Annotated in this window: 25 protein-coding genes and 2 tRNA genes; 12 read left to right on the forward strand and 15 right to left on the reverse strand. The window is 62.9% G+C overall.

Annotated features, from left to right (window positions below; genetic code table 11):
• Position 1 precedes the first annotated feature (1 nt).
• Together fabB and fabA are read right to left on the reverse strand one after the other, a co-directional pair.
• A complete protein-coding gene (gene fabB / locus ACQ5BM_RS10600) occupies positions 2-1,225 on the reverse strand; it encodes a beta-ketoacyl-ACP synthase I (RefSeq protein ID WP_429810744.1) in 1,224 nt (407 codons plus the stop codon).
• A 47-nt stretch (positions 1,226-1,272) separates the two neighbouring features.
• Positions 1,273-1,788: a 3-hydroxyacyl-[acyl-carrier-protein] dehydratase FabA gene (gene fabA / locus ACQ5BM_RS10605; protein ID WP_173515178.1), complete on the reverse strand. Its 516-nt coding sequence runs from the start codon at positions 1,786-1,788 to the stop codon at positions 1,273-1,275.
• Positions 1,789-2,110: 322 nt separating this feature from the next.
• On the opposite strand from fabA, the gene irrA reads away from it, so the two are divergent.
• Positions 2,111-2,533 carry an iron response transcriptional regulator IrrA gene (gene irrA, locus ACQ5BM_RS10610; RefSeq protein WP_429810745.1) on the forward strand — a complete coding sequence of 141 codons (423 nt, stop codon included), beginning with the start codon at positions 2,111-2,113 and terminating at the stop codon, positions 2,531-2,533.
• Between the two features lie 125 nt (positions 2,534-2,658).
• On the opposite strand, the gene ACQ5BM_RS10615 is transcribed toward irrA, so the two are convergent.
• Together ACQ5BM_RS10615 and ACQ5BM_RS10620 are read right to left on the reverse strand one after the other, a co-directional pair.
• On the reverse strand, positions 2,659-3,294 hold the full coding sequence (locus tag ACQ5BM_RS10615) for a trimeric intracellular cation channel family protein (RefSeq protein ID WP_429810746.1): 636 nt from the start codon (positions 3,292-3,294) through the stop codon (positions 2,659-2,661).
• Between the two features lie 67 nt (positions 3,295-3,361).
• Positions 3,362-4,150, reverse strand: coding sequence for a YdcF family protein (locus ACQ5BM_RS10620; protein ID WP_429811149.1), 789 nt, complete (start codon positions 4,148-4,150; stop codon positions 3,362-3,364).
• Between the two features lie 69 nt (positions 4,151-4,219).
• Between ACQ5BM_RS10620 and ACQ5BM_RS10625 the strand changes: the two genes are divergently transcribed.
• Positions 4,220-4,666, forward strand: coding sequence for a hypothetical protein (locus tag ACQ5BM_RS10625; RefSeq protein WP_429810747.1), 447 nt, complete (start codon positions 4,220-4,222; stop codon positions 4,664-4,666).
• A 32-nt stretch (positions 4,667-4,698) separates the two neighbouring features.
• Here the strand turns inward: ACQ5BM_RS10625 and ACQ5BM_RS10630 are convergent.
• Together ACQ5BM_RS10630 and ACQ5BM_RS10635 are read right to left on the reverse strand one after the other, a co-directional pair.
• Positions 4,699-4,774: transfer RNA gene (locus ACQ5BM_RS10630), tRNA-Ala, on the reverse strand.
• A 200-nt stretch (positions 4,775-4,974) separates the two neighbouring features.
• Positions 4,975-5,364: a TIGR02300 family protein gene (locus tag ACQ5BM_RS10635; protein WP_429810748.1), complete on the reverse strand. Its 390-nt coding sequence runs from the start codon at positions 5,362-5,364 to the stop codon at positions 4,975-4,977.
• Between the two features lie 367 nt (positions 5,365-5,731).
• Between ACQ5BM_RS10635 and aroA the strand changes: the two genes are divergently transcribed.
• The 4 genes from aroA to rpsA all read left to right on the forward strand — a co-directional run bounded on the left by aroA (position 5,732) and on the right by rpsA (position 10,416).
• Positions 5,732-7,078: a 3-phosphoshikimate 1-carboxyvinyltransferase gene (aroA, locus tag ACQ5BM_RS10640; RefSeq protein WP_429810749.1), complete on the forward strand. Its 1,347-nt coding sequence runs from the start codon at positions 5,732-5,734 to the stop codon at positions 7,076-7,078.
• Positions 7,075-7,908 carry a hypothetical protein gene (locus tag ACQ5BM_RS10645; RefSeq protein ID WP_429810750.1) on the forward strand — a complete coding sequence of 278 codons (834 nt, stop codon included), beginning with the start codon at positions 7,075-7,077 and terminating at the stop codon, positions 7,906-7,908. Before aroA ends, ACQ5BM_RS10645 begins: the two co-directional genes overlap by 4 nt.
• On the forward strand, positions 7,905-8,543 hold the full coding sequence (gene cmk / locus ACQ5BM_RS10650) for a (d)CMP kinase (RefSeq protein WP_429810751.1): 639 nt from the start codon (positions 7,905-7,907) through the stop codon (positions 8,541-8,543). The genes ACQ5BM_RS10645 and cmk overlap by 4 nt, the downstream gene beginning before the upstream one ends.
• Positions 8,544-8,691: 148 nt before the next feature.
• Entirely contained in the window at positions 8,692-10,416 is a 1,725-nt protein-coding gene (rpsA, locus tag ACQ5BM_RS10655; RefSeq protein WP_173518052.1) for a 30S ribosomal protein S1, read from the forward strand.
• Between the two features lie 87 nt (positions 10,417-10,503).
• On the opposite strand, the gene ACQ5BM_RS10660 is transcribed toward rpsA, so the two are convergent.
• Positions 10,504-12,105 (reverse strand): hypothetical protein, encoded by a 1,602-nt coding sequence (locus tag ACQ5BM_RS10660; RefSeq protein ID WP_429810752.1) that lies wholly within the window; start codon positions 12,103-12,105, stop codon positions 10,504-10,506.
• 401 nt (positions 12,106-12,506) lie between these two features.
• On the opposite strand from ACQ5BM_RS10660, the gene ACQ5BM_RS10665 reads away from it, so the two are divergent.
• On the forward strand, positions 12,507-12,836 hold the full coding sequence (locus ACQ5BM_RS10665; protein WP_429810753.1) for a DUF6665 family protein: 330 nt from the start codon (positions 12,507-12,509) through the stop codon (positions 12,834-12,836).
• Here ACQ5BM_RS10665 and ACQ5BM_RS10670 read toward each other — a convergent pair whose 3' ends face one another.
• Both ACQ5BM_RS10670 and ACQ5BM_RS10675 read right to left on the reverse strand, forming a co-directional pair.
• Positions 12,837-13,595, reverse strand: a complete 759-nt coding sequence (locus ACQ5BM_RS10670) for a hypothetical protein (RefSeq protein ID WP_429810754.1) — start codon at positions 13,593-13,595, stop codon at positions 12,837-12,839.
• Between the two features lie 180 nt (positions 13,596-13,775).
• Positions 13,776-14,231, reverse strand: a complete 456-nt coding sequence (locus ACQ5BM_RS10675) for a BA14K family protein (protein ID WP_429810755.1) — start codon at positions 14,229-14,231, stop codon at positions 13,776-13,778.
• 297 nt (positions 14,232-14,528) lie between these two features.
• Here ACQ5BM_RS10675 and ACQ5BM_RS10680 point away from each other — a divergent pair, with 297 nt between their 5' ends.
• The 3 genes from ACQ5BM_RS10680 to ACQ5BM_RS10690 all read left to right on the forward strand — a co-directional run bounded on the left by ACQ5BM_RS10680 (position 14,529) and on the right by ACQ5BM_RS10690 (position 17,360).
• On the forward strand, positions 14,529-15,962 hold the full coding sequence (locus tag ACQ5BM_RS10680) for a phosphomannomutase (protein ID WP_429810756.1): 1,434 nt from the start codon (positions 14,529-14,531) through the stop codon (positions 15,960-15,962).
• A gap of 77 nt (positions 15,963-16,039) precedes the next feature.
• Positions 16,040-16,124: transfer RNA gene (locus tag ACQ5BM_RS10685), tRNA-Leu, on the forward strand.
• Positions 16,125-16,403: 279 nt separating this feature from the next.
• Positions 16,404-17,360 (forward strand): adenylate/guanylate cyclase domain-containing protein, encoded by a 957-nt coding sequence (locus ACQ5BM_RS10690; RefSeq protein ID WP_429810757.1) that lies wholly within the window; start codon positions 16,404-16,406, stop codon positions 17,358-17,360.
• A gap of 6 nt (positions 17,361-17,366) precedes the next feature.
• Here ACQ5BM_RS10690 and ACQ5BM_RS10695 read toward each other — a convergent pair whose 3' ends face one another.
• The 3 genes from ACQ5BM_RS10695 to ACQ5BM_RS10705 all read right to left on the reverse strand — a co-directional run bounded on the left by ACQ5BM_RS10695 (position 17,367) and on the right by ACQ5BM_RS10705 (position 21,100).
• Complete coding sequence (locus ACQ5BM_RS10695; protein WP_429810758.1) at positions 17,367-19,373, reverse strand: adenylate/guanylate cyclase domain-containing protein; 2,007 nt, start codon at positions 19,371-19,373, stop codon at positions 17,367-17,369.
• 154 nt (positions 19,374-19,527) lie between these two features.
• Complete coding sequence (locus tag ACQ5BM_RS10700) at positions 19,528-20,556, reverse strand: hydroxyacid dehydrogenase (RefSeq protein ID WP_429810759.1); 1,029 nt, start codon at positions 20,554-20,556, stop codon at positions 19,528-19,530.
• Between the two features lie 232 nt (positions 20,557-20,788).
• Complete coding sequence (locus tag ACQ5BM_RS10705; RefSeq protein WP_429810760.1) at positions 20,789-21,100, reverse strand: hypothetical protein; 312 nt, start codon at positions 21,098-21,100, stop codon at positions 20,789-20,791.
• 108 nt (positions 21,101-21,208) lie between these two features.
• Here ACQ5BM_RS10705 and ACQ5BM_RS10710 point away from each other — a divergent pair, with 108 nt between their 5' ends.
• Positions 21,209-21,835, forward strand: a complete 627-nt coding sequence (locus ACQ5BM_RS10710) for a ribonuclease D (RefSeq protein ID WP_429810761.1) — start codon at positions 21,209-21,211, stop codon at positions 21,833-21,835.
• Positions 21,836-21,867: 32 nt separating this feature from the next.
• On the opposite strand, the gene ACQ5BM_RS10715 is transcribed toward ACQ5BM_RS10710, so the two are convergent.
• Both ACQ5BM_RS10715 and ACQ5BM_RS10720 read right to left on the reverse strand, forming a co-directional pair.
• On the reverse strand, positions 21,868-22,212 hold the full coding sequence (locus ACQ5BM_RS10715; RefSeq protein ID WP_429811151.1) for a YqaA family protein: 345 nt from the start codon (positions 22,210-22,212) through the stop codon (positions 21,868-21,870).
• Between the two features lie 83 nt (positions 22,213-22,295).
• Entirely contained in the window at positions 22,296-22,577 is a 282-nt protein-coding gene (locus ACQ5BM_RS10720; protein WP_173515196.1) for a SelT/SelW/SelH family protein, read from the reverse strand.
• A 307-nt stretch (positions 22,578-22,884) separates the two neighbouring features.
• Here ACQ5BM_RS10720 and ACQ5BM_RS10725 point away from each other — a divergent pair, with 307 nt between their 5' ends.
• A complete protein-coding gene (locus tag ACQ5BM_RS10725; protein WP_429810762.1) occupies positions 22,885-23,340 on the forward strand; it encodes a DoxX family protein in 456 nt (151 codons plus the stop codon).
• A 122-nt stretch (positions 23,341-23,462) separates the two neighbouring features.
• Here ACQ5BM_RS10725 and rnk read toward each other — a convergent pair whose 3' ends face one another.
• Entirely contained in the window at positions 23,463-23,876 is a 414-nt protein-coding gene (gene rnk, locus ACQ5BM_RS10730; protein WP_429810763.1) for a nucleoside diphosphate kinase regulator, read from the reverse strand.
• Positions 23,877-24,033 lie beyond the last annotated feature (157 nt).

The following is a 24,033-nucleotide window of genomic DNA, read 5'->3' on the forward strand; positions in this document are numbered from 1 at the left end:
GTTATCCGTTGTAGCGCTGGAAAACGAGCGTGGCATTGGTGCCGCCGAAGCCGAAGGAGTTCGAAAGAACCGTATCGATCTTGGCGTTGTCGATGCGTTTGCGAACGATCGGAACGCCCTCGAATTCGGGGTCGAGTTCGCTGATATGCGCGCTTTCGCCGATGAAGCCGGCCTGCATCATCAAGAGGCCGTAGATGGATTCCTGCACGCCGGCAGCACCCAGCGAGTGACCGGTCAGCGACTTCGTCGACTGGATGTGCGGCATCTTGCTGCCGAACACTTCGCGGATCGCGCCGATCTCCTTGCTGTCGCCAACCGGAGTCGAGGTGCCGTGGGTGTTGATGTAGTCGACGTCGCCCTTCACCGTCGAAAGCGCCTGGCGCATGCAGCGGATCGCGCCCTCGCCCGAAGGGGCCACCATGTCGTAACCGTCAGAGGTCGCGCCATAGCCGACGATCTCGGCATAGATCTTGGCGCCACGGGCCTTGGCATGCTCCAGTTCTTCGAGAACGAGAACGCCCGCGCCGCCGGCAATGACGAAGCCGTCGCGGTTGACGTCATAGGCACGCGATGCCGTCGCCGGCGTTTCGTTGTACTTCGAGGACATGGCGCCCATGGCGTCGAAGAGGTTCGACATGGTCCAGTCGAGATCCTCGTGGCCGCCGGCGAACATCACGTCCTGCTTGCCCCACTGGATCATCTCGGCCGCATTGCCGATGCAGTGCGCCGAGGTCGAGCAGGCCGAAGAGATCGAGTAGTTGACACCGTGGATCTGGAACCAGGTCGCAAGCGTTGCGGAAGCCGTGGACGACATGGCCTTCGGAACGGCGAACGGGCCGATGCGCTTCGGGCTGACGTTTTTGCGAGTGACGTCGGCGGCGTCGACGATCGTGCGGGTGGACGGGCCGCCCGAGCCCATGATGATGCCGGTGCGCTCGTTGCGAGCAACGACCGACTCTTCGAGGCCGGAGTCGGCGATCGCCTGCTTCATCGCCACGTGGTTCCAGGCGCCGCCCTGCGACAGGAAGCGCATGGCGCGGCGGTCGACGAGCTCGGTCGGGTCGAGCGACGGAGCGCCCCAGACCTGGCACTTGAAGCCGTTTTCTGCGAAATCGGGAGAAAACGTGATGCCCGACTTTGCATCGCGCAGCGACGCCGTGACTTCGTCGGCGTTGTTTCCGATCGAGGAAACGATGCCGAGGCCCGTGACAACAACCCGTCTCATGATACTGACCTTTTCTTTATTTCGTTCGGTGCAGGCAGGCCTGGTCTTTACTCGGCCTTATCCTTCGACAGCCCGACACGCAGGTCGGTTGCCTGATAGATAGTTTCGCCATCGGCCTTCAGCCAGCCGTCGGCAGTGCCGAGCACGAGCCGGCCACGCATGACGCGCTTGAAGTCGATGCCGTACTGCAGCAGCTTGGTTTCGGGGCGAACCATGCCCTTGAATTTCACTTCGCCCGTCGAGAGCGCCATGCCGCGGCCGGGCTCACCGAGCCAACCCAGGAAGAAACCCGTCAATTGCCACATGCCGTCGAGGCCGAGGCAGCCCGGCATGATCGGATTGCCCTGGAAGTGGCAGGGGAAGTACCAGTCGTCGGGACGCACGTCGTATTCAGCGCGGATGAAGCCCTTGTCGAAGGCGCCGCCCGTTTCGGAAATCTCGGTGATGCGATGAACCATCAGCATCGGCGGCAGCGGCAGCTGCGCGTTGCCGGGGCCAAACAGCTCGCCACGGCCGCAGGCCAGGATTTCCTCGTAGCTGAAGCTGGATTGTCTGGTGGTCATGAATAGGTGCTTCCCCGAATGACTTAACGTGTTATCCGATCTGCTTTAGAGCAAGTTCGGCTTGAAATGAAGCGCGGGGAACCCGGATCTTCTCGTTTCCGGCCCGGTCACCGCCGCCTCAGATGGCATTTTCGTTCCGCCGTCGCTTACAGGATCAATGTGGGCGCGACCAGAGTTAATTGCCAGCCTTCCCCGAGTTTGACCGGTTTTTCAGGCTTTGCAACGCATGTCTGGATGAGAATCTATTGAAAGCGCGGGGCGCAAAAGTTATATCGCAACGGAAGTATTGTGAATTTCGCCGGGATACATGGAACGACCCTTGATGACGAAAGCAACAGAAGTGAGTTCGGAAGAAAGGCTGCGCCACTCAGGCCTCCGTCCGACCCGTCAGCGCGTTGCCCTCGCCGATTTGATCTTTGCCAAGGGTGATCGCCATCTGACCGTCGAGGAATTGCACGAAGAAGCCGTCATGGCCGGGGTGCCGGTTTCGCTGGCAACCGTCTACAACACGCTGCACCAGTTCACGGAAGCCGGAATGATCCGCGTCCTGGCGGTCGAAAGTGCCAAGACCTATTTCGACACCAACGTATCGGATCATCATCACTTCTTCATTGAGGGCCAGAACGAGGTTCTCGATATCCCCGTCAGCAACATCCAGATCGACAATCTCCCGGCGCCGCCCGAGGGCATGGAGATTTCGCATGTCGACGTCGTGATCCGTCTGCGTCGCAAGAACGGCCGCTGACATCGGCACGGTTCCGGGAAAAGTGTGAAGCGGTGTTCCATCCGGAGCGGCGGAGGCTTCAAACTGGCCCGCAGGGCGATCTTCAAAATAAGTTGATCGCGGCTTCGTGTCGATCGTGCCCCAATTCACATCACATCGTCCGGATCTCTGCCCGGCAGCGCCTTGCCCGTCGGCAGCGTCCAGCCGTATTTGAGTGCGCCGCCGCGCACGACGAATGCCGAAAGCACGCCGAGCGTCGATGCCGCCGCAAGCGGCAAGCCGGCCATCGTCGCAAGCACGAAGGCGCCGGCGCCGATCAACGCCGCTGTGACGTAGACTTCCGGCCTGAGCAGCACTGAAGGCTCTCCGGCGAGCAGATCGCGCAAGATGCCGCCGAAGGTGGCCGTCAGCATGCCGGTAACGAGCGCGACACCCGCGGAGCCCGTGGCCGCAAATCCCTTCGCAGCACCCATGACGCAATAGGCCGCAAGGCCGATCGCATCGAGCCACACAAGGACCCGGTAGCGCGAGTCGAAGAGATGGGCCGTGAAGAAGAGGATGACCGCCACCGTGGCGCAAACCAGCAGATAGGTCGGATTGGTAACCCAGAAGACCGGTGTCGCGCCCAAAACGACGTCGCGCATCGTGCCGCCGCCGATGCCGGTCACGGAGGCGAGGAAGAGATGGCCGATGATGTCGAGCTGCTTGCGTGACGCCGACAACGCTCCGGTCGCTGCAAAGACGGCGACACCGGCATAGTCGAGGATTTCGAGGATCGGCATGGGCGCTCCGGACTAGAATCGGCGGTTCGCTTTGAAGCTGGGCTATCTCGTGCCCCGGCGTCAACTCTCAGGGCGCCGGCAGGATCGAGGCTGTCCGGCCCGCGAGGTAGTAGCCGATGAGCCCGATCCATTCGCGCACCGCCGTCGTCGTCAGCTGGGCGTTGAGCGACGGCTGGGTGAAGTCGAAGCCGAGGCCAAGCTTGCCGCTGGTGCGGTAATCCGTCGGCCAGGGGATGACGGGGATATCGAGGGCGCGGAAGAGCCCGACCGAACGCGGCATGTGGAAGGCGGAGGTGACGAGCGCGCAATTCGAAAGCCCGTGCATCTCCAGCAATTCTTTGGTGTTGCGGGCGTTCTCGAAGGTCGTGCGCGATTGCTTTTCACGAATCAGCCGCTCGCCGCCGGCGTCGAACGCCGCGAGGAAGCTTTCCGATGCCTCGGCATCGCCGGCATAGGCGCCGCTGAACGAGCCGTCGCCGCCGGACACGAGGATACGTGCCTCGGGATAGCGCTTGGCGAGCGCCAGGGTCTCGATGAAACGGTCCGCCGCCTGGTTGAACTCCGCGCCGCCGCGGCCTGCCATCACTTCGTTCTCGAAGGCGCCGCCGAGCACGATGATGCAGGAGAGCGAGGCGGGTGGCGCCGGGCGAGGAAAGCGATCCTCCAGTGCTTGCAGGGCATAGGGGCCGGCAGTGGTGAACAGCGAAACAAAGAGTACCAGCGCGCCGAGGCCGCAAAAGACAGTGCCGGTGCGGCGCAAGCCCGCACCCGTCGTCAGCAGGCCGGCAAAGATGGCGAAGAACGAGAACGACAGCGGCTGCGCGACCAGCCAGAAGATTTTCGAGATCAGGAACATGGGCATCAGCTTCTGCGTTTCGATGCTTAACAAATCATAAACGCGCATCGGAGCGGCCCGGCTGACCCGATGCGTGGCTGTGCGGATCAGCTCCTGTTCGTGTTCGCGCAAGGTCGCGCGCGTAACATGCTCATCCGAACGTTGCACGGGTGGCTGTGGCCACCACTTTCATTTGAAGCCGAAAGGAGTATCATCCGGGAGATGACCACGATATCGGGCTTCAGATCCCAGTTGTTTCGTGCCGCCAATGAGGTCCATGAACTCACCCCATTACAGGCACAACGGCTGCTCGAAGGCGCAGTGGCGTTGATCCGCTGCATGCGCGAACAGACCGGCATGGAACCGAACACCGAAGCGCCCGATGTCACCAATGTCCTGCTCGACATTGCCGCCTCCGTGCCGAACCGGTCGGAACGCGAAATCCGCAACGCCCTGCTCGAGTCGGCCGACATCATCCGCCTGCTGACCATGATCCTGGATTCGCTGGACGAATTGGGAAGCGGCGAGGGACCCTGACGGTCCAAGAGTGTTCAATCGAAGGAGAAGTTTGGTGGAGCTAAGCGGGATCGAACCGCTGACCTCTTGCATGCCATGCAAGCGCTCTCCCAGCTGAGCTATAGCCCCATATCGGGTTCCGGCTAGGCCGGTCCGGGAAGTTCATCGGGCTGTTGTGCCCGGCGAGTGGCGGCTTATTACTTCCCCTTTTTGAGGATGGCAAGCCGAAAAATGCGTGGCCTGTGGATTTATTTTCAGTCCGGGCCGATTTTCTCCCGTCCGGGCCGTAAAGGCCGAGGACGGGAGCATTCCTATGTCATTTGAAGCGCTTAGACGTCTTCTTCGTCATCGGACACGCCGATGAGGCCGCTCATGTCGTCGTCGTCTTCGTCCTCGTCGGCTTCGAGGAAGGTGTCGTCGTCGTCACCGTCGATTTCGACATCGTCGTCGCCGAGATCCGGCAGGTCGTCGCTGCCCGCTGCCTCATCATCGGCATCCTCGAGCGAAACGAGTTCGACTTCGGTGTTCTCTGCATCGACTTCCGTGACGTCTTCTTCTTCTTCCTTCTCGAGCACCTTGGCGACCGAGCTTTCTTCGAAGAAGGACAGCGGGTAGGACTTGCCGGTGTAAGGCGAAACGATCGGATCACGGTTCAGATCGTAGAATTTGCGCCCCGTTTCCGGGTCGATGCGCTTTGTTCCAAGTTCCGGTTTTGCCACAGTCAAAGCCTCTTGAATGGCCGGCCGTGCCGGCGCTTGCCGGAAAGCCGGCGGGTGGAAAGGGTATCAAGCTTATGATGATTAGCCGGTCCCCATAATCATCTTGACAGCATCTGTCAAAGACAAAACTTGCAAGCGCCTATGTCCCGGGCGTTCCGGCGCGTGCAAGCATACCCACCCGCCGTGATTTGTGAAGGCATGCAGCAGGGGTTGTGGTCGCGGTGCTGCGGAAAGCAGGCGCCGGCCTGCATTGTTTTCTTCAATCCTATCCGGTCTAAGAATAAAAACGGACAGCCGTTCACGTGCTGCCGCGACTTTGGTGCGCTTCGAGCGCACGACACTGACTTGCTTGTTTCGAGGATACCGCATGTCGCAAGGATTGGGCCAAAGCCCCGCCACCGCCCGCAAATCCGACGGCCTCAAGGGATCGATCCGCATTCCCGGCGACAAGTCGATTTCGCATCGGTCGTTGATGCTGGGTGGCCTTGCCGCCGGCGAGACGCGCATCACCGGCCTGCTCGAGGGTGACGACGTGATCGCCACCGGCCGGGCCATGCAGGCCATGGGGGCCAGGCTTCGCAAGGACGGCGACGCCTGGATCGTCAACGGCGTCGGCAACGGCGCATTGCTTGCGCCGGAAGCGCCGCTCGATTTCGGCAATGCCGGCACGGGTTGCCGGCTCATCATGGGCCTCGCCGGCGTCTATGATTTCGAAACGACCTTCATCGGTGATGCCTCGCTCGGCCGGCGGCCGATGGCGCGCGTGCTCGACCCCTTGCGCGAGATGGGCGTGCAGGTAAAGGCGGCTGCCGGTGATCACCTGCCGGTGACGTTTCGCGGACCGAAGACGCCGACGCCGATCACCTATCGGGTGCCGGTCGCATCCGCCCAGGTGAAATCGGCGGTGCTGCTTGCCGGTCTCAATGCGCCGGGCATCACCACCGTCATCGAACCGGTACTGGCCCGCGACCATACGGAGCGCATGCTCCGCGGGTTCGGTGCCGAGCTCTCGGTGGAGGCCGATGCCGCCGGTGTCCGGACCATCCGGCTCGAAGGCCGTGGCCGGCTCGTCGGCCAGGAGATCGAGGTGCCGGGCGATCCGTCCTCGGCGGCTTTCCCGCTGGTTGCGGCACTCGTCGTTCCGGGCTCGGACATCACGATCCGCAACGTGCTGATGAACCCGACCCGCACGGGCCTGGTCCAGACCTTGCAGGAGATGGGCGCCGACATAGAGGTGATCGACATCCGGCAGGCCGGCGGAGAAGACGTGGCGGATCTGAGGGTGCGCCATTCCGAACTGAAAGGCGTCACGGTGCCCGATGAGCGTGCAGCCTCGATGATCGACGAGTATCCTGTTCTCGCTGTCGCCGCCGCCTTTGCTGAAGGCGCAACCGTCATGAGCGGTCTCGATGAGCTGCGCGTGAAGGAGTCCGATCGCCTCGCCGCGATCGCCGCGGGTCTGAAACTCAACGGCGTCGATTGCGACGAAGGCAAATCCTCGCTTGTTGTCCGCGGCCGTCCCGGCGGCAAAGGATTAGGCGCTGCTTCAGGCGAGGTCGTGAAGACCCATCTCGATCATCGCATCGCCATGAGCTTCCTTGTCCTGGGGCTTGGCTCGGAGCACCCGGTTCAGGTCGATGACGTGTCGATGATTGCGACGAGCTTTCCGGGGTTCACGGATCTGATGACCGGGCTGGGGGCAAGGATCGCGTGAAGCCGACGACGCTGGCGGCAAAGCTCAAATGGCTGCTGACAATTGCGGTCGTCGTTCTCCTGACGCTGCTGACGCAGATCGGCGGCCTTGTCTGGCTTGTTGCTCTTGGTCTTACGCGCCGAAGAAGGGCGGGTATTCCCGTGTTTCTTGCACTCTTTCTGGGTCTCTATGCGACGGGAAGCGCGCTTAGCCATGCCGTGGCACCGATCTTCGGCCGGGTTCCGCTGCCCTGTTTCGACGCCGGCACGTCGCGGCTCAGGATGCAGTCGCCTTTATTCTGCGTCCTGAACCGCCAATATGTCGTTCCGGAACTGAAGGAAGCGGTCGCTGCCCTGTCGCGGCATATGGATCAGGCTTTCCCCGGAACGACGACCTTGGCGCTCGACGCCAATTTTCCCTTCTTCAATGGCTTTCCGCTATTCCCGCATCTGTCTCATTCGGACGGCCGGAAGCTCGATATCGCGTTCTTCCATCAGGATGCCGCTGGCGGCTATCTGGACAAGGCGACCCGTTCGCCGATCGGCTATTTCGCCTTCGAGCAGCCGCGCCCGGGTAGCATTCTTCCGTGCCGGGATCGCGAAGACCTCTTGACCTTGCGGTGGGACTTGGACTTCTTGCAGTCGCTGTGGCGGTCCTTGTCGCTGGAGGAGGGCCGGACCGGCGAGGCGCTCCGCTGGCTCTCCGGCGAGGGGAGCAGCTTCGGTATCGAGAAGATATTCGTGGAGCCGCATCTGGCGCAAAGACTTGGCGTTGAGGCCGAGTCCATTAGGTTTCAGGGTTGCAGGGCCGCCAGGCACGACGACCATATACATATGCAGGTTGGAAAATGACGTTCACCATCGCCATCGACGGGCCGGCCGCGGCCGGCAAGGGCACGCTCTCGCGCCGGATCGCCGAGGAATACGGCTTTCATCATCTCGATACGGGGCTGACCTATCGCGCCACCGCCAAGGCACTGCTGGATGCGGGCCTGCCGCTCGACGACGAGGCGGTGGCTGAAAAGATGGCGCGTGACGTCGAACTCGCCGGTCTCGATCGCTCGGTCCTCTCCGCGCACGCGATCGGCGAGGCGGCGTCGAAGATCGCGGTCATGCCGGCGGTGCGGCGGGCGCTGGTCGAGGCGCAGCGCGCCTTTTCGCTGCGCGAGCCCGGAACCGTTCTCGACGGCCGCGACATCGGCACGGTCGTCTGCCCGGATGCGCCGGTGAAGCTTTATGTCACCGCCTCGCCGGAAGTGCGGGCGAAGCGACGTTATGACGAGATCATCGGCAACGGCCAACCGGCCGACTATGCGGCGATCTTCGAGGACGTGAAGAAGCGCGACGAGCGCGATATGGGCCGCGCCGACAGTCCTTTGCGGCCGGCCAACGACGCGCACTTGCTTGATACGTCCGAAATGAGTATAGAGGCGGCGTTTCAGGCCGCGAAGACTTTGATCGATGCGGCCCTGATGAAGAAGATCTGAAGAAGAGCCCTTTCATAAACCTCGTTTGAAACGCTCTTCTTGCATAGCCTGAAATTCCGTCCACGCGCCGGATTGCTCCTTCAAATGGAGCGGACTGGGTTCAGGCCTGTTCAACACCAGCCCCCGGCGCATGTGCGTCTCGAATGAGATGCATGCAGGAGATTCCATGTCTGCTACCAATCCAACCCGTGACGATTTCGCCGCCCTTCTCGAAGAATCCTTCGCGAAGACCGATCTCGCCGAAGGCTATGTTGCCAAGGGCATCGTTACGGCCATCGAAAAGGACGTCGCCGTTGTCGACGTCGGTCTGAAGGTCGAGGGCCGCATCGCTCTGAAGGAATTCGGCGCGAAGGCCAAGGACGGCTCGCTCAAGGTCGGCGACGAAGTCGAAGTCTATGTTGAGCGCATCGAAAACGCGCTCGGCGAAGCTGTTCTGTCGCGCGAAAAGGCTCGCCGCGAAGAGAGCTGGCAGCGCCTGGAAGTGAAGTTCGAAGCCGGCGAACGCGTCGAAGGCATCATCTTCAACCAGGTCAAGGGTGGCTTCACCGTCGATCTCGACGGCGCCGTTGCCTTCCTGCCGCGCTCGCAGGTCGACATCCGTCCGATCCGCGACGTCACCCCGCTGATGCACAACCCGCAGCCCTTCGAAATCCTCAAGATGGACAAGCGCCGCGGCAACATCGTCGTATCGCGCCGTACGGTTCTCGAAGAGTCCCGCGCCGAGCAGCGTTCTGAAATCGTTCAGAACCTCGAAGAAGGCCAGGTTGTCGAAGGCGTCGTCAAGAACATCACCGATTACGGTGCGTTCGTCGACCTCGGCGGCATCGACGGTCTGCTCCATGTCACCGACATGGCATGGCGCCGTGTGAACCATCCGTCGGAGATCCTGAACATCGGCCAGCAGGTCAAGGTTCAGATCATCCGCATCAACCAGGAAACCCACCGCATCTCGCTCGGCATGAAGCAGCTCGAGTCGGATCCGTGGGATGGCATCGGTGCGAAGTACCCGGTCGGCAAGAAGATCTCCGGTACCGTCACGAACATCACCGACTACGGTGCGTTCGTCGAGCTGGAGCCGGGCATCGAAGGCCTGATCCACATCTCCGAAATGTCCTGGACCAAGAAGAACGTACACCCCGGCAAGATCCTGTCCACGAGCCAGGAAGTCGACGTCGTCGTTCTCGAAGTCGATCCGACCAAGCGTCGTATCTCGCTCGGCCTCAAGCAGACGCTCGAGAACCCGTGGCAGGCATTCGCGCATAGCCATCCGGCTGGCACCGAAGTCGAAGGCGAAGTCAAGAACAAGACCGAATTCGGCCTGTTCATCGGCCTCGACGGCGATGTCGACGGCATGGTCCACCTTTCCGACCTCGACTGGAACCGTCCGGGCGAGCAGGTCATCGAAGAGTACAACAAGGGCGACGTCGTTCGCGCTGTTGTTCTCGACGTCGACGTCGAGAAGGAGCGCATCTCGCTCGGCATCAAGCAGCTCGGCAAGGACTCGGTCGGCGATGCCGCCGCTTCCGGCGAACTGCGCAAGAACGCCGTTGTTTCGGCTGAAGTCATCGCGATCAACGATGGCGGCATCGAAGTGAAGCTCGTCAACCACGAAGACATCACCTCGTTCATCCGCCGCGCTGACCTCGCGCGTGACCGTGACGAACAGCGTCCGGAGCGTTTCTCGGTTGGTCAGGTTGTCGACGCTCGCGTCACCAACTTCTCCAAGAAGGACCGCAAGATCCAGCTGTCGATCAAGGCTCTGGAAATCGCCGAAGAGAAGGAAGCCGTTGCTCAGTTCGGTTCGTCCGACTCGGGCGCGTCGCTCGGCGACATCCTTGGCGCGGCTCTGAAGAACCGCCAGAACAACGAGTAATCGTTGCCTGACATCTGAACTGGAAAACCCGCGGAGAGCGATCTCCGCGGGTTTTTCTTTGGCCGAATGCTTGTTCGGCTTGGACTTTCAGCCGAGGCCGCCGAGCCTGCGATAAAGGTCATAGGCGTCGGGTGCTTCCGCCGCCCTGTCGTTGAGCGCGGCCTCGTCCGTTGGCTCCGCCCCGTCCGCTTGATCGTGGCCGTCGCCCTCTTCTGCGCCCTGCTCTTCGTCCGATGCCTGATCTTCCGATCCGCCCGGCATTTCATGGCTGAGGTTTTCGGCTTCCGCCGCATCCCCGGCGGCCGGCGGGTAGGGGATCATGGCAAAGGGAATGGCTTCGCGCGGCAGACCGTTTTCGACCAGTCTGGCGATGACCTGCTGCATCGTCTGTTCGTCTGTTGCACCTTGCGGCCGCGTGTCCGCAGGCGTGCGTTGAGTTGCCTTTGCGTCCTCGGCCTGCTCGTCGAGCAAGGATGGCAAGGTGTTGCCGCCATCCGGCGTCTCGCGCGGGCGGCCCGCGCCGTCGATAGCGCGTGCTTGCGCGGCGCTTTCCTTTGCCGAGGCGGGCGTCGGCGCATCCGCTCCATCGGCGTGCTCGGCCACCGGCTTGGTCTCGGTGCCGGCAATGCTTCCGGGCGGGGTCACGCTGTCGCGAATGAGCGTCTTGATCGCCTCGAAAAGCACCCGCACCGGCCGGGTCTCGGGATTGCCTCGTCCGGCCGCCATCGCTGTCTTGGCAGCCTTCTCCTCGTCTGCATCCGGCATCGGCCCATAGGTGCCATCGGGATCCGCGTCCTCGGCGGATTCGGCTGTCGCATCGGCTTCGCCCGGCGCCGCCGTGCTCTCGCTCGCGGACGCCTCGCTTTCGACTTGCCCGGCATCGGCCGATGGGACGGTTTGCTCAGGCTCGGCCCCGGGAACCGCTTGCGGAGATGTTTCCTCGACTTCGCCTTCGCCTGCAAGCAGGGCGGCGGTGTTTTCGACCGGCGTGCCTTCCGCGGACGTGGATTTGCCTGTGCTCGCACGCGTTTCGCTTCGCTCGACCGGCGTTGCGTTTCGGCCTTTTGGCCGCGCCTCTGTCGTTCCGGGGTCCAATTCATCATCCCGGGGTTCGAGCACGTCGGTGTCGTTGCCGACGCCAAAGGTTTTCCGCAGCACCGCTTGCAGCAGCGCGACCTCGCCGGCAACCGGCATGCGTGCGGCAACCGGGTTGAGAGGCATCGCCGGCTGGAGAGAGGGGTTACGCAGGATGACGTCGCGTGCCTGGGCGGGCATCGGAGTGGCGGTGCTGCCCGACGCGCTCGCGCCATTGCGGATCGCCGGCAGTTCCGCAAGCAAGCCGACCCGAATGGCGAGGCTGCGCCCGCCGAGCTGACGTTCGAGCAGCAGCCGATCGGAGGCAGGCATCGATTCGAGGAAGGCGACGAGGCGGCGAACGAAATCCCGCCCGCCTTCCTGCGGCAGGGGCGGGAACTTCAGGATGCGCGCCAGGTCCTCCATCAGCCGTACCAACGCGTCCTTGGAGAGGATTTCGCGGCCCGAGAGATGTCGGGTCAGCGCGTCCAGGATCTTTTGTATGGCTTCACCGCGCTGGCCGGCGGGCAACAGCGCTGCCGGCTGCTGCGTCTTGGTGCTCGTGTCTTCTGCGGAGGCGGCTGCCGCTCGGCCCGTCTGGATGGGTATCAGCATTCTGGTCTCCATCTCGCTTGACCTCGGGTTGACCAATCGTCGTTGACCGACGATACGCGGTTGCACGCTTGAACACGGACCGATCTCCGGCTCGCGCGCGGACTGTTTTCTTCGTCACTTACGGGTTGGCGCCTCATGCGCGTCTACAGCGCCGCGCGTCCTATGAGGCGCGCAAAGGTCGCTGTCGCTCTTTGGGTTGCTGCATGTTCTTGAAGAAGCATGCGGCAGGCCAATGGCCGAACGACCGCGACAACGTCGCGGACAGGGGAATCGGCATGATGTTCGAGGTTAGGTGAAAGAGGTTTATGAAATCTTAACCATGTTTCGCTGGCTGCGGCGGTCGACCGCCCTTGCCTGTGGACATCAACAGCGCCATCTTCAGGACTTCTGAGGAGTTCCGGATGACCGTTCGTCCCCCAAAAGCCCTGAGCCCGACCTTCTCGACCACCGGCGCCTTCAACGTGCTCGAATATGAGCTCATGTCCGAGCGCGCCGATGCGCTCGGCCGGCATGGGCTGAAGGTGGAAAAGGCCCTTGCCGCACTGTCGGAATTAAAGGGGGAGGTGGTCCCGGATTTGCGCGAGCGGCTTCTCGATGAAGCAGCCGATGCCGTCTGGGCCTTCTTCATCCAACGCGAGATCTGCGGGCTGCGCGACAGCCGCGATGCCGTTCGCCGCTACGGCATCCCCAAGGAGGTCATGGCGCGGCTGGGGATCGTGCGCAGGAAATGATCAGAAACTCTGCGCCGTCAGGCTGTAGAGGCCGTTCTCGTCGAAGCGGACCAAAGGCTGCAGCTCGGTTTCGCGGCGCTCGGCGACATTTTTCAGTTCATCCTTGAGGCGGAGTGCGCGTAGCTGCTCGTCCTGTTCGACCAGCGACTGCTTGTCGGTGCTGCGGGTGGGATCGTTGCGCAGGCTGTCGACCTGGGCTTCCTCGAGTGACCCGGGTTCCGCTGCGCTCTTCAGCCGATCCACCGCCTTGGCAGCCTGTGCCTGGCTTTGGGACCCATTGCCGCTCGTCTCTCCAAGCGCCGCCTTCAACGTCTCGTTCTCCCGGCCGCCCGGATTTTTGAGCGCTTCAGTCAGGTCGGTGAGGGAGACGCCGAGCTTATCGAGCCCAAGCTGCTTCTCGACCTTGGCGATATCGCCGGGATCCAGGGCCTTGATCTCGTTTTCGAGCGCTCTGGCGAAGGCGGCGTCGGATTTGAACGTCTCGCGGTCAAGGTCGAAGAACTCTCCCACCTGACGAATGAGAGCCGCGCGATTGCTGTTGGGATCGTTCCGGGTGCGATCGAAGAAATGGGCGTTGATCTTGTCATTGGCCGCCTTGCGGGCGCCATCGGACTGGACCTGCGCCTTCAGGACCTTGTCGTCCTTGGCACCTCTGGCCTTTTCTTCTTCTTCCGCCTGCCGCTTTTCGATGTCCTTGAGGATCGAGCCGACCAGGCTGGTCGTTGCGGTGGCGGTCGATTGCTGGGTCGGAAGCAGCATGTTTCAATCCCGGACAGCATCGTGGAGCTTTCCGAAAGTTAGGTCGTTGCGGTTAATGGCGGCTTAACCGTGGTCTCCCACAAATCGGGACGGGCCTGCCACACGAAGCCAGCTCTCTCCGCGATTGCGCACGGAGATACGCGTGAGCCGCAATCGCCCTCACGTCGCGTTGCGTTTCGCCTATCGGTAAGGCGAGTAGCAGACCCTGTAGGCCCCACCGTAGCTCAGGAACCGGTTGGTTGCCGGATCGTAGGAGCGGTAGCGCGACATGCACCAGCTCACATGTGAGCCGCCGTGCACATATCGGTCGCGATGGTAGTAGTTACCGCCGTAGTAGCGACGCGGGTAGTAGTCGCGGTAGTAGCCATAGCGCGGGTAGTAGCCGTAACGTGGGTAGTAGCCATAGCGGGGGTAATAGCCGCCATAATAACCACCACCGTAGTAGCCGCCGGAGCCGAAGTAGAAGCTCAGCCCCGAGCCATAGTACGGTCCGCCCCAACCGTGACGGTAGTAGGGGCCCCAGCCAGACCCCCATCCATGGCCCCAACCGCCGCCCCAGTGGCGCCGGTGGTAGTATTGCACATTCTGGACGTCGCCCTGTGCCTTGATCTGGAGATCGGGCGCCTGGATAGGCATTGCCTCAACAGGCCCGATGGGGGTGATCAGGGAGGTGGCGGCCAAGCTGCAGCCGATAACGAAATTGCGAAATCCCGTCATTTTGTCCTCACTTTCAGAAGGCGAGGCCTTCCGCTTGTGTCCCTGCCCCCTATTACGTTTGTTTTTCTTGGTTTATTCATGGCGACGGACGTGGCGGGTCGTTACTGGAGCCGCTGGATTTCTGTCCGTTCATCCCCCCGCAGCACGATGCGCCGATCCTTCGGCCGTGTGGCTGTGGTTCTTTTGTGATTCAATCCCATTTCAACGAGGTACGCGATGCAATTGAAGTTTGGCACCAGTGGTTTGCGCGGCCTCTCGGAGGAACTGAAGGGAGAGCCCTCCGCCCGCTATGCGACCGCCTTTGCCCGGCACCTGATGGCGGCAGGGCACAGCAAGCCCGGCGATCCCATCCTGATCGCCCGCGATTTTCGCGATTCGAGCCCTGAGATCGCGGCCGTTTGCGCCGCTGCTCTGTCGCGCGCGGGGCTGCGTGTCTTCGATTGCGGCGCGGTGCCGACCCCTGCGCTGGCGCTTTACGGTCTCGCCAACAAGGCGGCGGGGTTGATGATCACCGGCTCGCATATTCCGGCCGATCGCAACGGCATCAAGTTCTATCGCCCGGACGGCGAGATCGACAAGGAGGACGAGGTTGCGATCAGCCGCATCGCCGACGGTATCGCGAATCAGATCGCCCCGGTTGCCGATGCCGGCACTGGCGAGGATCACGCGGCCCGGGCTGCCGCGCTTTTCATGGAAAGGAACCGGCAATTGCTGCCGGCCGGCGCGCTGTCCGGACTCAAGGTCGGTGTCTACCAGCATAGCACCGTCGCTCGCGACCTGATCGCCGAACTGCTGGCTCACTTTGGTGCCGATGTCGTGGCCCTTGGGCGCTCGGAACATTTCGTTCCGGTTGATACAGAGGCAGTTTCGGCGGAGACGATCGAGCGGCTCCAGGATTGGGCTCGCGAACATCGCCTGGATGCCATCGTGTCGGCGGATGGCGACGGCGACCGGCCGCTGGTCGCCGACGAGAACGGGCTGCCCATGCGCGGCGACATGCTGGGCCTGATGGCCTGCGGTTTCCTCGGTGCCAGACTTACAGTCACTCCGGTCACCTCGAACTCCGGCCTGGAGGGCAGGGAAGGGCTTTCGGTTCTGCGCACCCGCGTCGGCTCGCCCTTCGTCATCGCCGGCATGCAGCAGGCGCTGAAAGAGGGTGCGCAGAAGGTCGCCGGCTTCGAGGCCAATGGGGGGACGCTGACCGCGAGCCCCTTCGTCGTCAACGGCACAACACTCGAGGCCCTGCCCACGCGCGACAGCGTCCTGCCGATCGTTGCCGCACTTGCCGCCGCGGCCGAGGCCAAGCTTTCGCTTTCCGCACTCGCCGCTTCCTACCGGTTGCCTGTGGCGCTCAGCGATCGGCTTGAGAACTTTCCGGTCGAAACAAGCGCCCGGCTGATGGCCCATCTGCGCGGAGACGCGGCAAATCTTGCGGAGTTCCTGTCGCCGATCGGTGGCGTCTCTCACGTCAGCGACATCGATGGACTCAGGGTGACGCTCGACGATGGCCGGATCATCCATTTCCGGCCTTCGGGCAATGCGCCGGAGATGCGGTGCTACGTCGAGGCCGAGACGTCGGAGGCTGCCGAAGCGCTGCTCTCAAGAGGTCTATCCACAATCCGCCGTTGGGCAGGAACCGCGTCGAACTGAGTTTTTTTCAATCCGACACGAAAACTTCAAAAAGCCTGTTGACACTTCAGCTCTGGCCTTTTACACCCCCGCTCGTCGCCCAGATGGCGGAATTGGTAGACGCGCAGGTTTCAGGTACCTGTGCCGCGAGGCGTGGAGGTTCGAGTCCTCTTCTGGGCACCAAATTCCCTAAGCCAAATCCTTGATTTGGTTTTGAAAAACCCCGATCAACCGGGGTTTTTTCGTTTCTGGCGTTTGGCCGGAATTCGAGCTGGTTTCCCGCCGGGCGGCACTCTCTTTCCCTCATTCTGGTTGTACGCTGTCGCCATTTTCGCGCAACGTGCCTTGAAGCCTTGACCGTCAACATTGATATTCTATCCGCAACGAAGGCGTGCGGGTCGCGCAAATGCGGTACCATGCAATTGTCCGCCGTGGCGGCGGAACTCGAGCGAGGACAAGGCGATGTCTGAGACGCGTCGCAAGCTGACGACAATCCTATCCGCGGATGTCCAGGACTACACCCGGCTGATGCGTGCCGACGAGGAGGGCACGCTCGCCACGTTGAAGCGCTATCGCGACGCCATGGGGCGGCTGATCGAGGCGCATGAGGGGCGCGTCGTCAACACCTGGGGCGACGGTCTGATTGCCGAGTTCCCGAGTGTCGTGGAAGCCGTGCGGACGGCGATCGATGTGCAGAACGACCTGGCGGGGCGCAACGCCCAATGCCCTGCCGAGGAACAGATGCTCTTTCGCATTGGCATCAATCTTGGCGACGTGATTGCCGAGGGAGATGACCTCTATGGAGACGGCGTCAATGTCGCGGCGCGCCTGCAGGCCTCAGCACCCGCCGGCGGCATCGTCATTTCCAGCACGGTCTACGACCAGGTGCGCAACAAGGTCGCCGTCGGCTTCGATTTTCTGGGACCGCTCGAAGTGAAGAACATCGATGGCGGCGTGCCGAGCTACGCGGTGCGCATCGGCACGGCCGATGCCCGCCCGGCGCCAGGCGCCCAGGCCTTCGGACGCTCCGCTGGCCAGGCGAGCGGAGATACCGGCCGATCCAGGGCCGAGGCAAAGGATGTCGAGGGGGCGGTTGCGGCAGCCAAGCGAGGATCTCTTCCCGTGCTCGCTATCATCGCCGCAGGGCTGGTCGCGCTGAACCTTCTCACCTGGAATGGTGTGCTCTGGTCCGTTTGGCCACTGCTCGGGTTCGGCATTCTATCGGGTCTCGCCTGGCTCAGGGCAAATCCGAGGGTCGATCGCGGCATCGGCGTGCTGGCCCTTGCGGGGCTGGTGGTCCTTGCCATCAACCTGCTGACGTGGCGCGGCGTGTTCTGGGCCGTCTGGCCGCTGCTCGCCTTTGCTGTCATCGCCGGTATCCGCTGGGTGACCCGTCAGCGCCGTAGCGTCGGGCCATGAGGCACGTCACGTGCCTTCGCGAGAACCGCCCTCAGCCTCTTCCGGGCTGATCGGCGGAGTGCCCATGGGTGCCTTTTCTTCCGGTTCGGCGCCGAGCACCTCGTAGATCTCCAGCGCTGAGGCGCGCCCTTTCGCCTGCGCCGAGCCCAGCGGCCGGAAGCGGATCGCGGCGCCGGCCTGGGCGACGACGGCGCCACTCGCCATGATCGTCGTGTCGTAGTTCTTGTTCATGCCCTCGAGGCGGGAGGCGACGTTCACCGTGTCGCCCATCGCCGTATATTGTAGCCGCTCCCTGGCGCCGACATTGCCGACGACGGCGGTGCCGGTGTGGATGCCGAAACGGGTGCGAAACTCCGGCAGCCCCTTCTTGCGCTGGGTTTCGTTGAAGGCGCTGAGTCGATCCTCGACGGCCAGCGCGCACCGACAGGCATGTTCGGCGTGCTTTTCATCGGCGGCCGGCGCGTTCCACATGGCGAACACCGAATCGCCGAGGAACTGGATGATCGTTCCCTCGTGCTCTCCCACCGTCTCGCTGAAGATGTCGAAATACTCCGACAGCATCGCCACGACCTCTTCCGGCGGATATTTTTCGCTGAGCGTGGTGAAATCGTAGATGTCGGTGAAGAGTGCCGTCACCTCCTGCCGCCAGGCGGAACGGCCGCTGAACTGGCCCGATTCGATGCCCTTGCGCACCAGTTCCTTGGGCACGTAAAGCGCGAAGGTGAAGATCGCATCGCGCGCCCGGTTCATGGCGCCGCCGAGCGTGGAGATTTCGCTGACATGGGACGAGACGTCGATGGGCGTCGTGAAGTCGAGATCCTGCAGCCGGTTGGCGCTGGCGGTCAACTGGTTGAGCCCCTTGGTGATCAAATGCGCAAGCACCAGCGAGGCGAGCACCGCGAGCGCGACGACCGAGCCGGAAATCGCGAGCCCTTGCACGAGCGTCTGGTTGGCCTCGGCCATCAACTCGTCGAGCGGTGCCGCCACCACGGCGCGGTTGCCGGAGAGAAGCAGTGCGGATTCGAGCGGCGTCACCATGACGAGATAGGTTCGGTCTCCGACCTCGACGAAATCGGCCTTGCCGGGCGCCGGCGGATTGAGGCGAATGCTCTGGATCAAGGGGTCGCTCTCGGCCTGTACGATCGGCGCGTCCTTGTCTTTCGCCGCCATGATGCGTCGCATCATCACGCGGTCCGAATGGATGATCGGACGCCCGACGGAATCGAGGATGAACGAGACCGAGCCGGCGGTCAGCCGTTCGCGGGCGAGGAAATCGGTGATCGTGTCGAGCACGACGTCGGCGCCGATGACGATCTTCGGGTTGCCGCGATGTGCCTGCGAGATCGTCATCCCGGGCGTTTCGGTCGTAGCGCTTTCGTAGGGGCCCGTTGAAACCGCTGCCGTTCCATTGACCGCGGCGCGGTACCACGGACGGGTCCGCGGATCGAAGCTGGAGGGCGGCAGACGCCGTTCCGAAAATTGCATGCCGTCCTTATCGAGGAAAAGCACGCGCTGAAGAGGTTTGCCGCTTGAATCCTTTTCCATCGAGCGCACGGCAATGGCGGCACCCCGCGGCGCGTCGAGCGCCATGCGCCAGGCGATCTGCTTGAGGTCGACCACGTGGAAGAAGGCGCCGTTGGGGTAGCCGACATAGACCCCGTCGATGTGCGGCGAGCGGGTGATGCCTTCGCGCAGGACCGCGACCTTGTCGTTCATGCGTTCGGGCGGTGGTACCAGGAAGGAGTTGGCGACCGAGGAAACGAGATTGACGAGGGCGGTCGTGTCACCCGAGAGAACGCCCAGCCGGTCGACGAGGCGGTCCATGAAGCCGCGCATGTTGGCCTCGGCATCGGCAATGGCGGCATTGCGCGAGCGATGATAATCGAGCCCGACGAGCGTGGCGGAGACGACGATCAGCATCGCGACCATGACCAGGCTGAACAGCGACCGCAGCGAGCTGTTCCAGCCATCGCGCTTTCCGCTTTGCCGAGCACCGGGCGCCGTGTCTGCCATTGCGAATCTCTGCTTCCGTACCGATCAACCGGCGACCACCTTAACGTTGCAATGGCGGTCGTGTGTGCAAGGGAAGTTAAATGCCAATCCCATAAAACACGTTAATCGGCGGGATGCACGCCCCCGCCGACAGGTGTCGCGAAAAATCGGTGGTTCAGTTCACCGACACTGGCTTCGAGCGCATACGGGCGACGGTTTCCCGCTCGGCCCGCTTGCAGCGCATCGGCGGCAGGTTGCGGTCCATCAGCTCCATGTCCTCGAGCACCATGTCGCCCATCTTCTTGAAGGCGCTGTCGAGCGCGCCGGCGCGATGGGCCGAACGCAGGAAGCCCGGCAGGCGGCGAACCGGATGATCGAGCGGCAGGGGCTCTTCCGGAAAGACGTCGCTGGCCGCTACGATATGGCCGCGTGCGACGGCGGCCATCAGCGCGTCGAAGTCGACGACGCCGGCGCGGCTGAGCAGGATGAAGGCGGCACCCGGCCGCATACGGGCAAAGGCCTTCTCGCCGAGGAAGCCTTCGTTCTCGCTGGTGACCGCAGCGACGACGAAGACGAAGTCGCTGTCGCCAAGCACCCGATCGAGCGACGCCGGCTCGACGCCGTTGTCTCGGAGGATCGAGGCCGGCATCCAGGGGTCGAAGACGCGGATCCTGGCGCGGAAGCCGGAGAGCACGCGGTTCAGCGCCTTGCCGAGGTCGCCGAAACCGATGATGCCGATATCGGCGCCGGAGAGAAGCCGCGCCGAGCGGTTGCCGTCGCCGCCCCAGAGCTCGCGGCCCTCGCGGAAGGCAAGGTCGGCGTCGACGATGCCGCGAGCGATGTTGAGCGCCATGGCGAGGCCGAGTTCGGCGACCGGCTCGGCAAATACCTGGCCGGTGGTCACCACATGGATGCCGCGTTCGAACAACACCTCGTAGGGCATGTTGTTGATCAGGTTGCTTTCGACATTGAGGATCGCCCGGAGTTGGCCCATGCGCTGCAGCGTGGCGTGATCGAGCGGCGGCTGGCCGATGATGTAACGCGCTTCAGACAAGACAGCGTCGCCGAGCCCGGCGATGTCGTCCGGATCGGCTTCGACAATCCGGTAGCGCCGATGCAGGTCCTCCAACGCCTCCGGCGTGAAGATCAGGTCGAGCGTGCGCGGAGCGGGTGCGCTGATGGCGAGCGGCTTCGTATCGGACATGGTTCCTCCCACTGCATGTTTCCTTTGATCGTAACTGATTAAGGGATGAAAACATGCAGCAATTCAAAGTGCTACAGCGATCTTTGCGCGTCCGGTAGGGTGCGCGGCGCCGTAGCCGGAGGTAGCCCCGCTTTGTGCCGTCAGGCTAGGAACAAATCCGCGCCCTGCCAAGCGGCGCGGTCGTCGGGGCGTGGAGCATACGAGCGGCCGTCGGGGCCGACGATGGATTGCCTCAGTAGCCGAGGCCGCGTTTCTGCCGATAGAGCGACGGCGGCAGATCGCTGCCCTGGAAGACCGGTCCATCACCGCGGCGGCAATTGTAGATCGTGTCGTAGACGGGGCGGCCGCGAGCCGTCGATTCGAACGGATAATTGCGGTCGACGAAAGTCTGTTCGCATACAATATGATCGCCGCCGCCGTTCAGCGGGTCCATCTGGCGCACGCCGGGCAGATCGCGGTAGGTCTGTGCCGGTGCCGGGATGGCGGAGAACCCCAAAGTCAGCGCAAGGGCCGAAAGGGTGAGAGCGGAGCGAAGAGACGTCATTGTCAGGACTTTCGGACGGGCGACCGGTTGGTAGCACACGGTAACGGTATCGCCGGCGCCAAACTTGCGCTATAGGCGACACCACTTCGTTTGATCTGGGGATTTTCGATGGCGAATGCAATACGGGTCCATGAAGGCGACATTTCCGCGGCTGACGCTGCGCGCTATACGGGCGCGATCGCCATCGACACTGAAACGCTCGGCCTCATCCCCCGCCGTGACCGTCTCTGTGTCGTGCAGCTTTCGCCCGGTGACGGCACCGCCGACGTGATCCGCATCGCCGCCGGCCAGAGGCAAGCGCCGAACCTCGTCTCCATGCTTGCCGATCCGGCCCGCCAGAAGATCTTCCATTTCGGCCGCTTCGATATCGCCGTGCTGTTCCACACCTTCGGGGTGACGACGACGCCGGTCTTCTGCACCAAGATCGCCTCGCGGCTGACCCGGACCTACACCGATCGCCACGGCCTCAAGGACAATCTCAAGGAGATGCTCGACGTCGACATCTCCAAGCAGCAGCAGTCGTCCGATTGGGCGGCGGATATCCTGTCGCCGGCGCAGCTCGAATATGCGGCTTCCGATGTCCTGCACCTGCATGCGCTGCGCGACAAGCTGACGGCGCGCCTCATCCGCGACGGCCGTCTGGAGCTTGCCGACGCCTGCTTTGCCTTCCTGCCGACGCGCTCCAAGCTCGACCTGCTGGGCTGGGACGAGACGGATATCTTCGCGCACAGCTAAGCCGGCGACCGCAGCGTTGTGGCGGCCTGGCGTCAGGGCGTCAGGTAGAGGATGACGGCATAGCGCGCCGCCTTGCCGATCGAGACGAACAGCAGGAACAGCGGCAGCGGCATACGCAGCAGGCCGGCAGCCAGCGTCAACGGGTCGCCGATGACAGGAAGCCAGGAGAGCAGCAGCACAGGCTGACCGTAGCGGGCAAAGAGTGCTTCCGCCTTTTGCCGGCTGGCCACCGAAACCGGAAACCAGCGCCGCCCTTCGAAGCGGATGAGAAAGCGCCCCAGGACAAAATTGACGACGGCGCCGAGCACGTTGCCGAGCGTCGCCGCGACGAAGAGGGCGGATCGACCCGCCTCTCCGTGCAAGGCCGCGGCAACGATCGCAGCCTCGGACATGCCGAAGAGCAGCGTGGCCGACAGGAATGCAGCGGAAAAGACGCCGGCGAGAATTCCGAAATCCAGGATCAGCTCCTGTCCGTATGGCCGAGATCGCGCTCCGGCTCGATGATATCGCGGATACGCTGCTTCAGTTCCTTGGGGCCGGGAAAGCCGCCGTCGCGCTTGCGCTCCCAGACGAGCGCGTCATCGACCCGGATTTCGAAATTTCCGCCGGTACCGGGAATGAGCGCCACTTCGCCAAGCGATTGTCCGAATGTCTGCAGCAATTCCTGCGCCATCCAGCCGGCGCGCAGGAGCCAGTTGCACTGGGTGCAATAGAGGATGGTAATGCGCGGCTTCTGGTCCATGGCTTGGTCTCGGACATGTCTCGGGCCGGCGACCATACCGGCGGCGTCTGGCGGAAACAACTGCGTCGTCGCGCTTGCTGCATGTTTCCTTTAATCCTAGCAAAACATGCAGCAATTCAAAGTGCTACGGCGACCTTTGCGCGTCCGATAAGACGCGCGGCGCTGTAGTTGCTCACGCCGTGCTCACATAATTGTCAACCAATTTAGTCATGTTTTTATCGGCGGGTAGCTTGCTTTGATCCGCGCTCGTGGCGAGAGATGCGGCATTGCACAAATTGTCGCACCCCAACCGCCGGAGAGGCCCTTCATGACCGACGTCACCGTTTCCAGTTCCCGCCCGCGCGCCATCCTGCCGGTGCTGGAAAAGATCTATCTGCCGCTCGATGGTTTTGCCGAGACGCTGCTGCGCGTACTCGCCGGTGCCCTGCTGGCTGTCCACGGCTTCGGCAAGATCACGGATCCCTTCGGCGCGATCGGCATGGTCGAAGGCCTGGGCTTCTATCCCGGTGTCTTCTGGTCGCCGCTTCTCGCTGCCACCGAATTCTTCGGCGGCATCCTGGTTGCGATCGGGCTACTGACCCGCCCGGCGGCTTTCGCCGGCATGATCGTTCTGCTCGTCACCGTCTATTTCCACGGCATCGTGCAGGGCGAGGGCCTGTTCGGTGCCGAGAAGTCGATCCTCTGGACGGCGATCCTGTTCTTCTTCGCCATCCGCGGCGCCAATGGCCAGTCCGTCGACGCCAAGCTCGGCAAGCAGTTCTGATCGATCGAACGATGAACAGGGAAACGGGGAGGCGGCGAAAACCGGCCTCCCCGTTTTTCCTTTGGCGGCATGGAATGCCGGTTCGCCCTCATAGAATACGCAATTCCGGACGGAAAACCGTTTCACACTTTTCCTGGAATTGCTTGGGGCGTCACGCTGCGGATGGTCATGCGATGCACCTTGCCGGACCGGTCCTGCCAGTCGATCGACTGGCCGACGGAAAGGCCGATCAAGGCCGCTCCAATAGGCGTCAGCACCGAGATGCGCCCGGCCTCGATATCGGCCTCGCCGGGATAGACGAGCGTCACCTGCTTGGCAAAGCCGTTGTCGGCTTCAAAGGCAACGATGGAACCCATCTGCACGCTGTCGGCCGGCAGTGCGCCCGGCGCGCCGATGCGAGCGCGGTCGAGCTCGGAGAGAAGCGATTCGGCCACGTCGGGCACGCGCTCGAGCGCCGATGAGGCCAATGCCGTCAGCCGCTTGTGGTCCTCGGCATTGATGATGATGGGGGGAAGTTTCTTGCGGGATGCCGCCATGATGTGACCTGCCGTGTTCGGCCGTGGCGCCTGCGGGCGCGCTCGGAATCGATTTTCTGGGAATTCGGCGCTCGTTTCACCGCGTCTGAAATTTCTTCTGCCGACGCGAAAGGGCTCCCCTCACCCGGAGAGCGCAAACATCCGGGCCGGGGTCAGG

It is taken from the genome of Ensifer sp. B1-9 (assembly GCF_050474445.1).
GTDB lineage: Bacteria > Pseudomonadota > Alphaproteobacteria > Rhizobiales > Rhizobiaceae > Ensifer.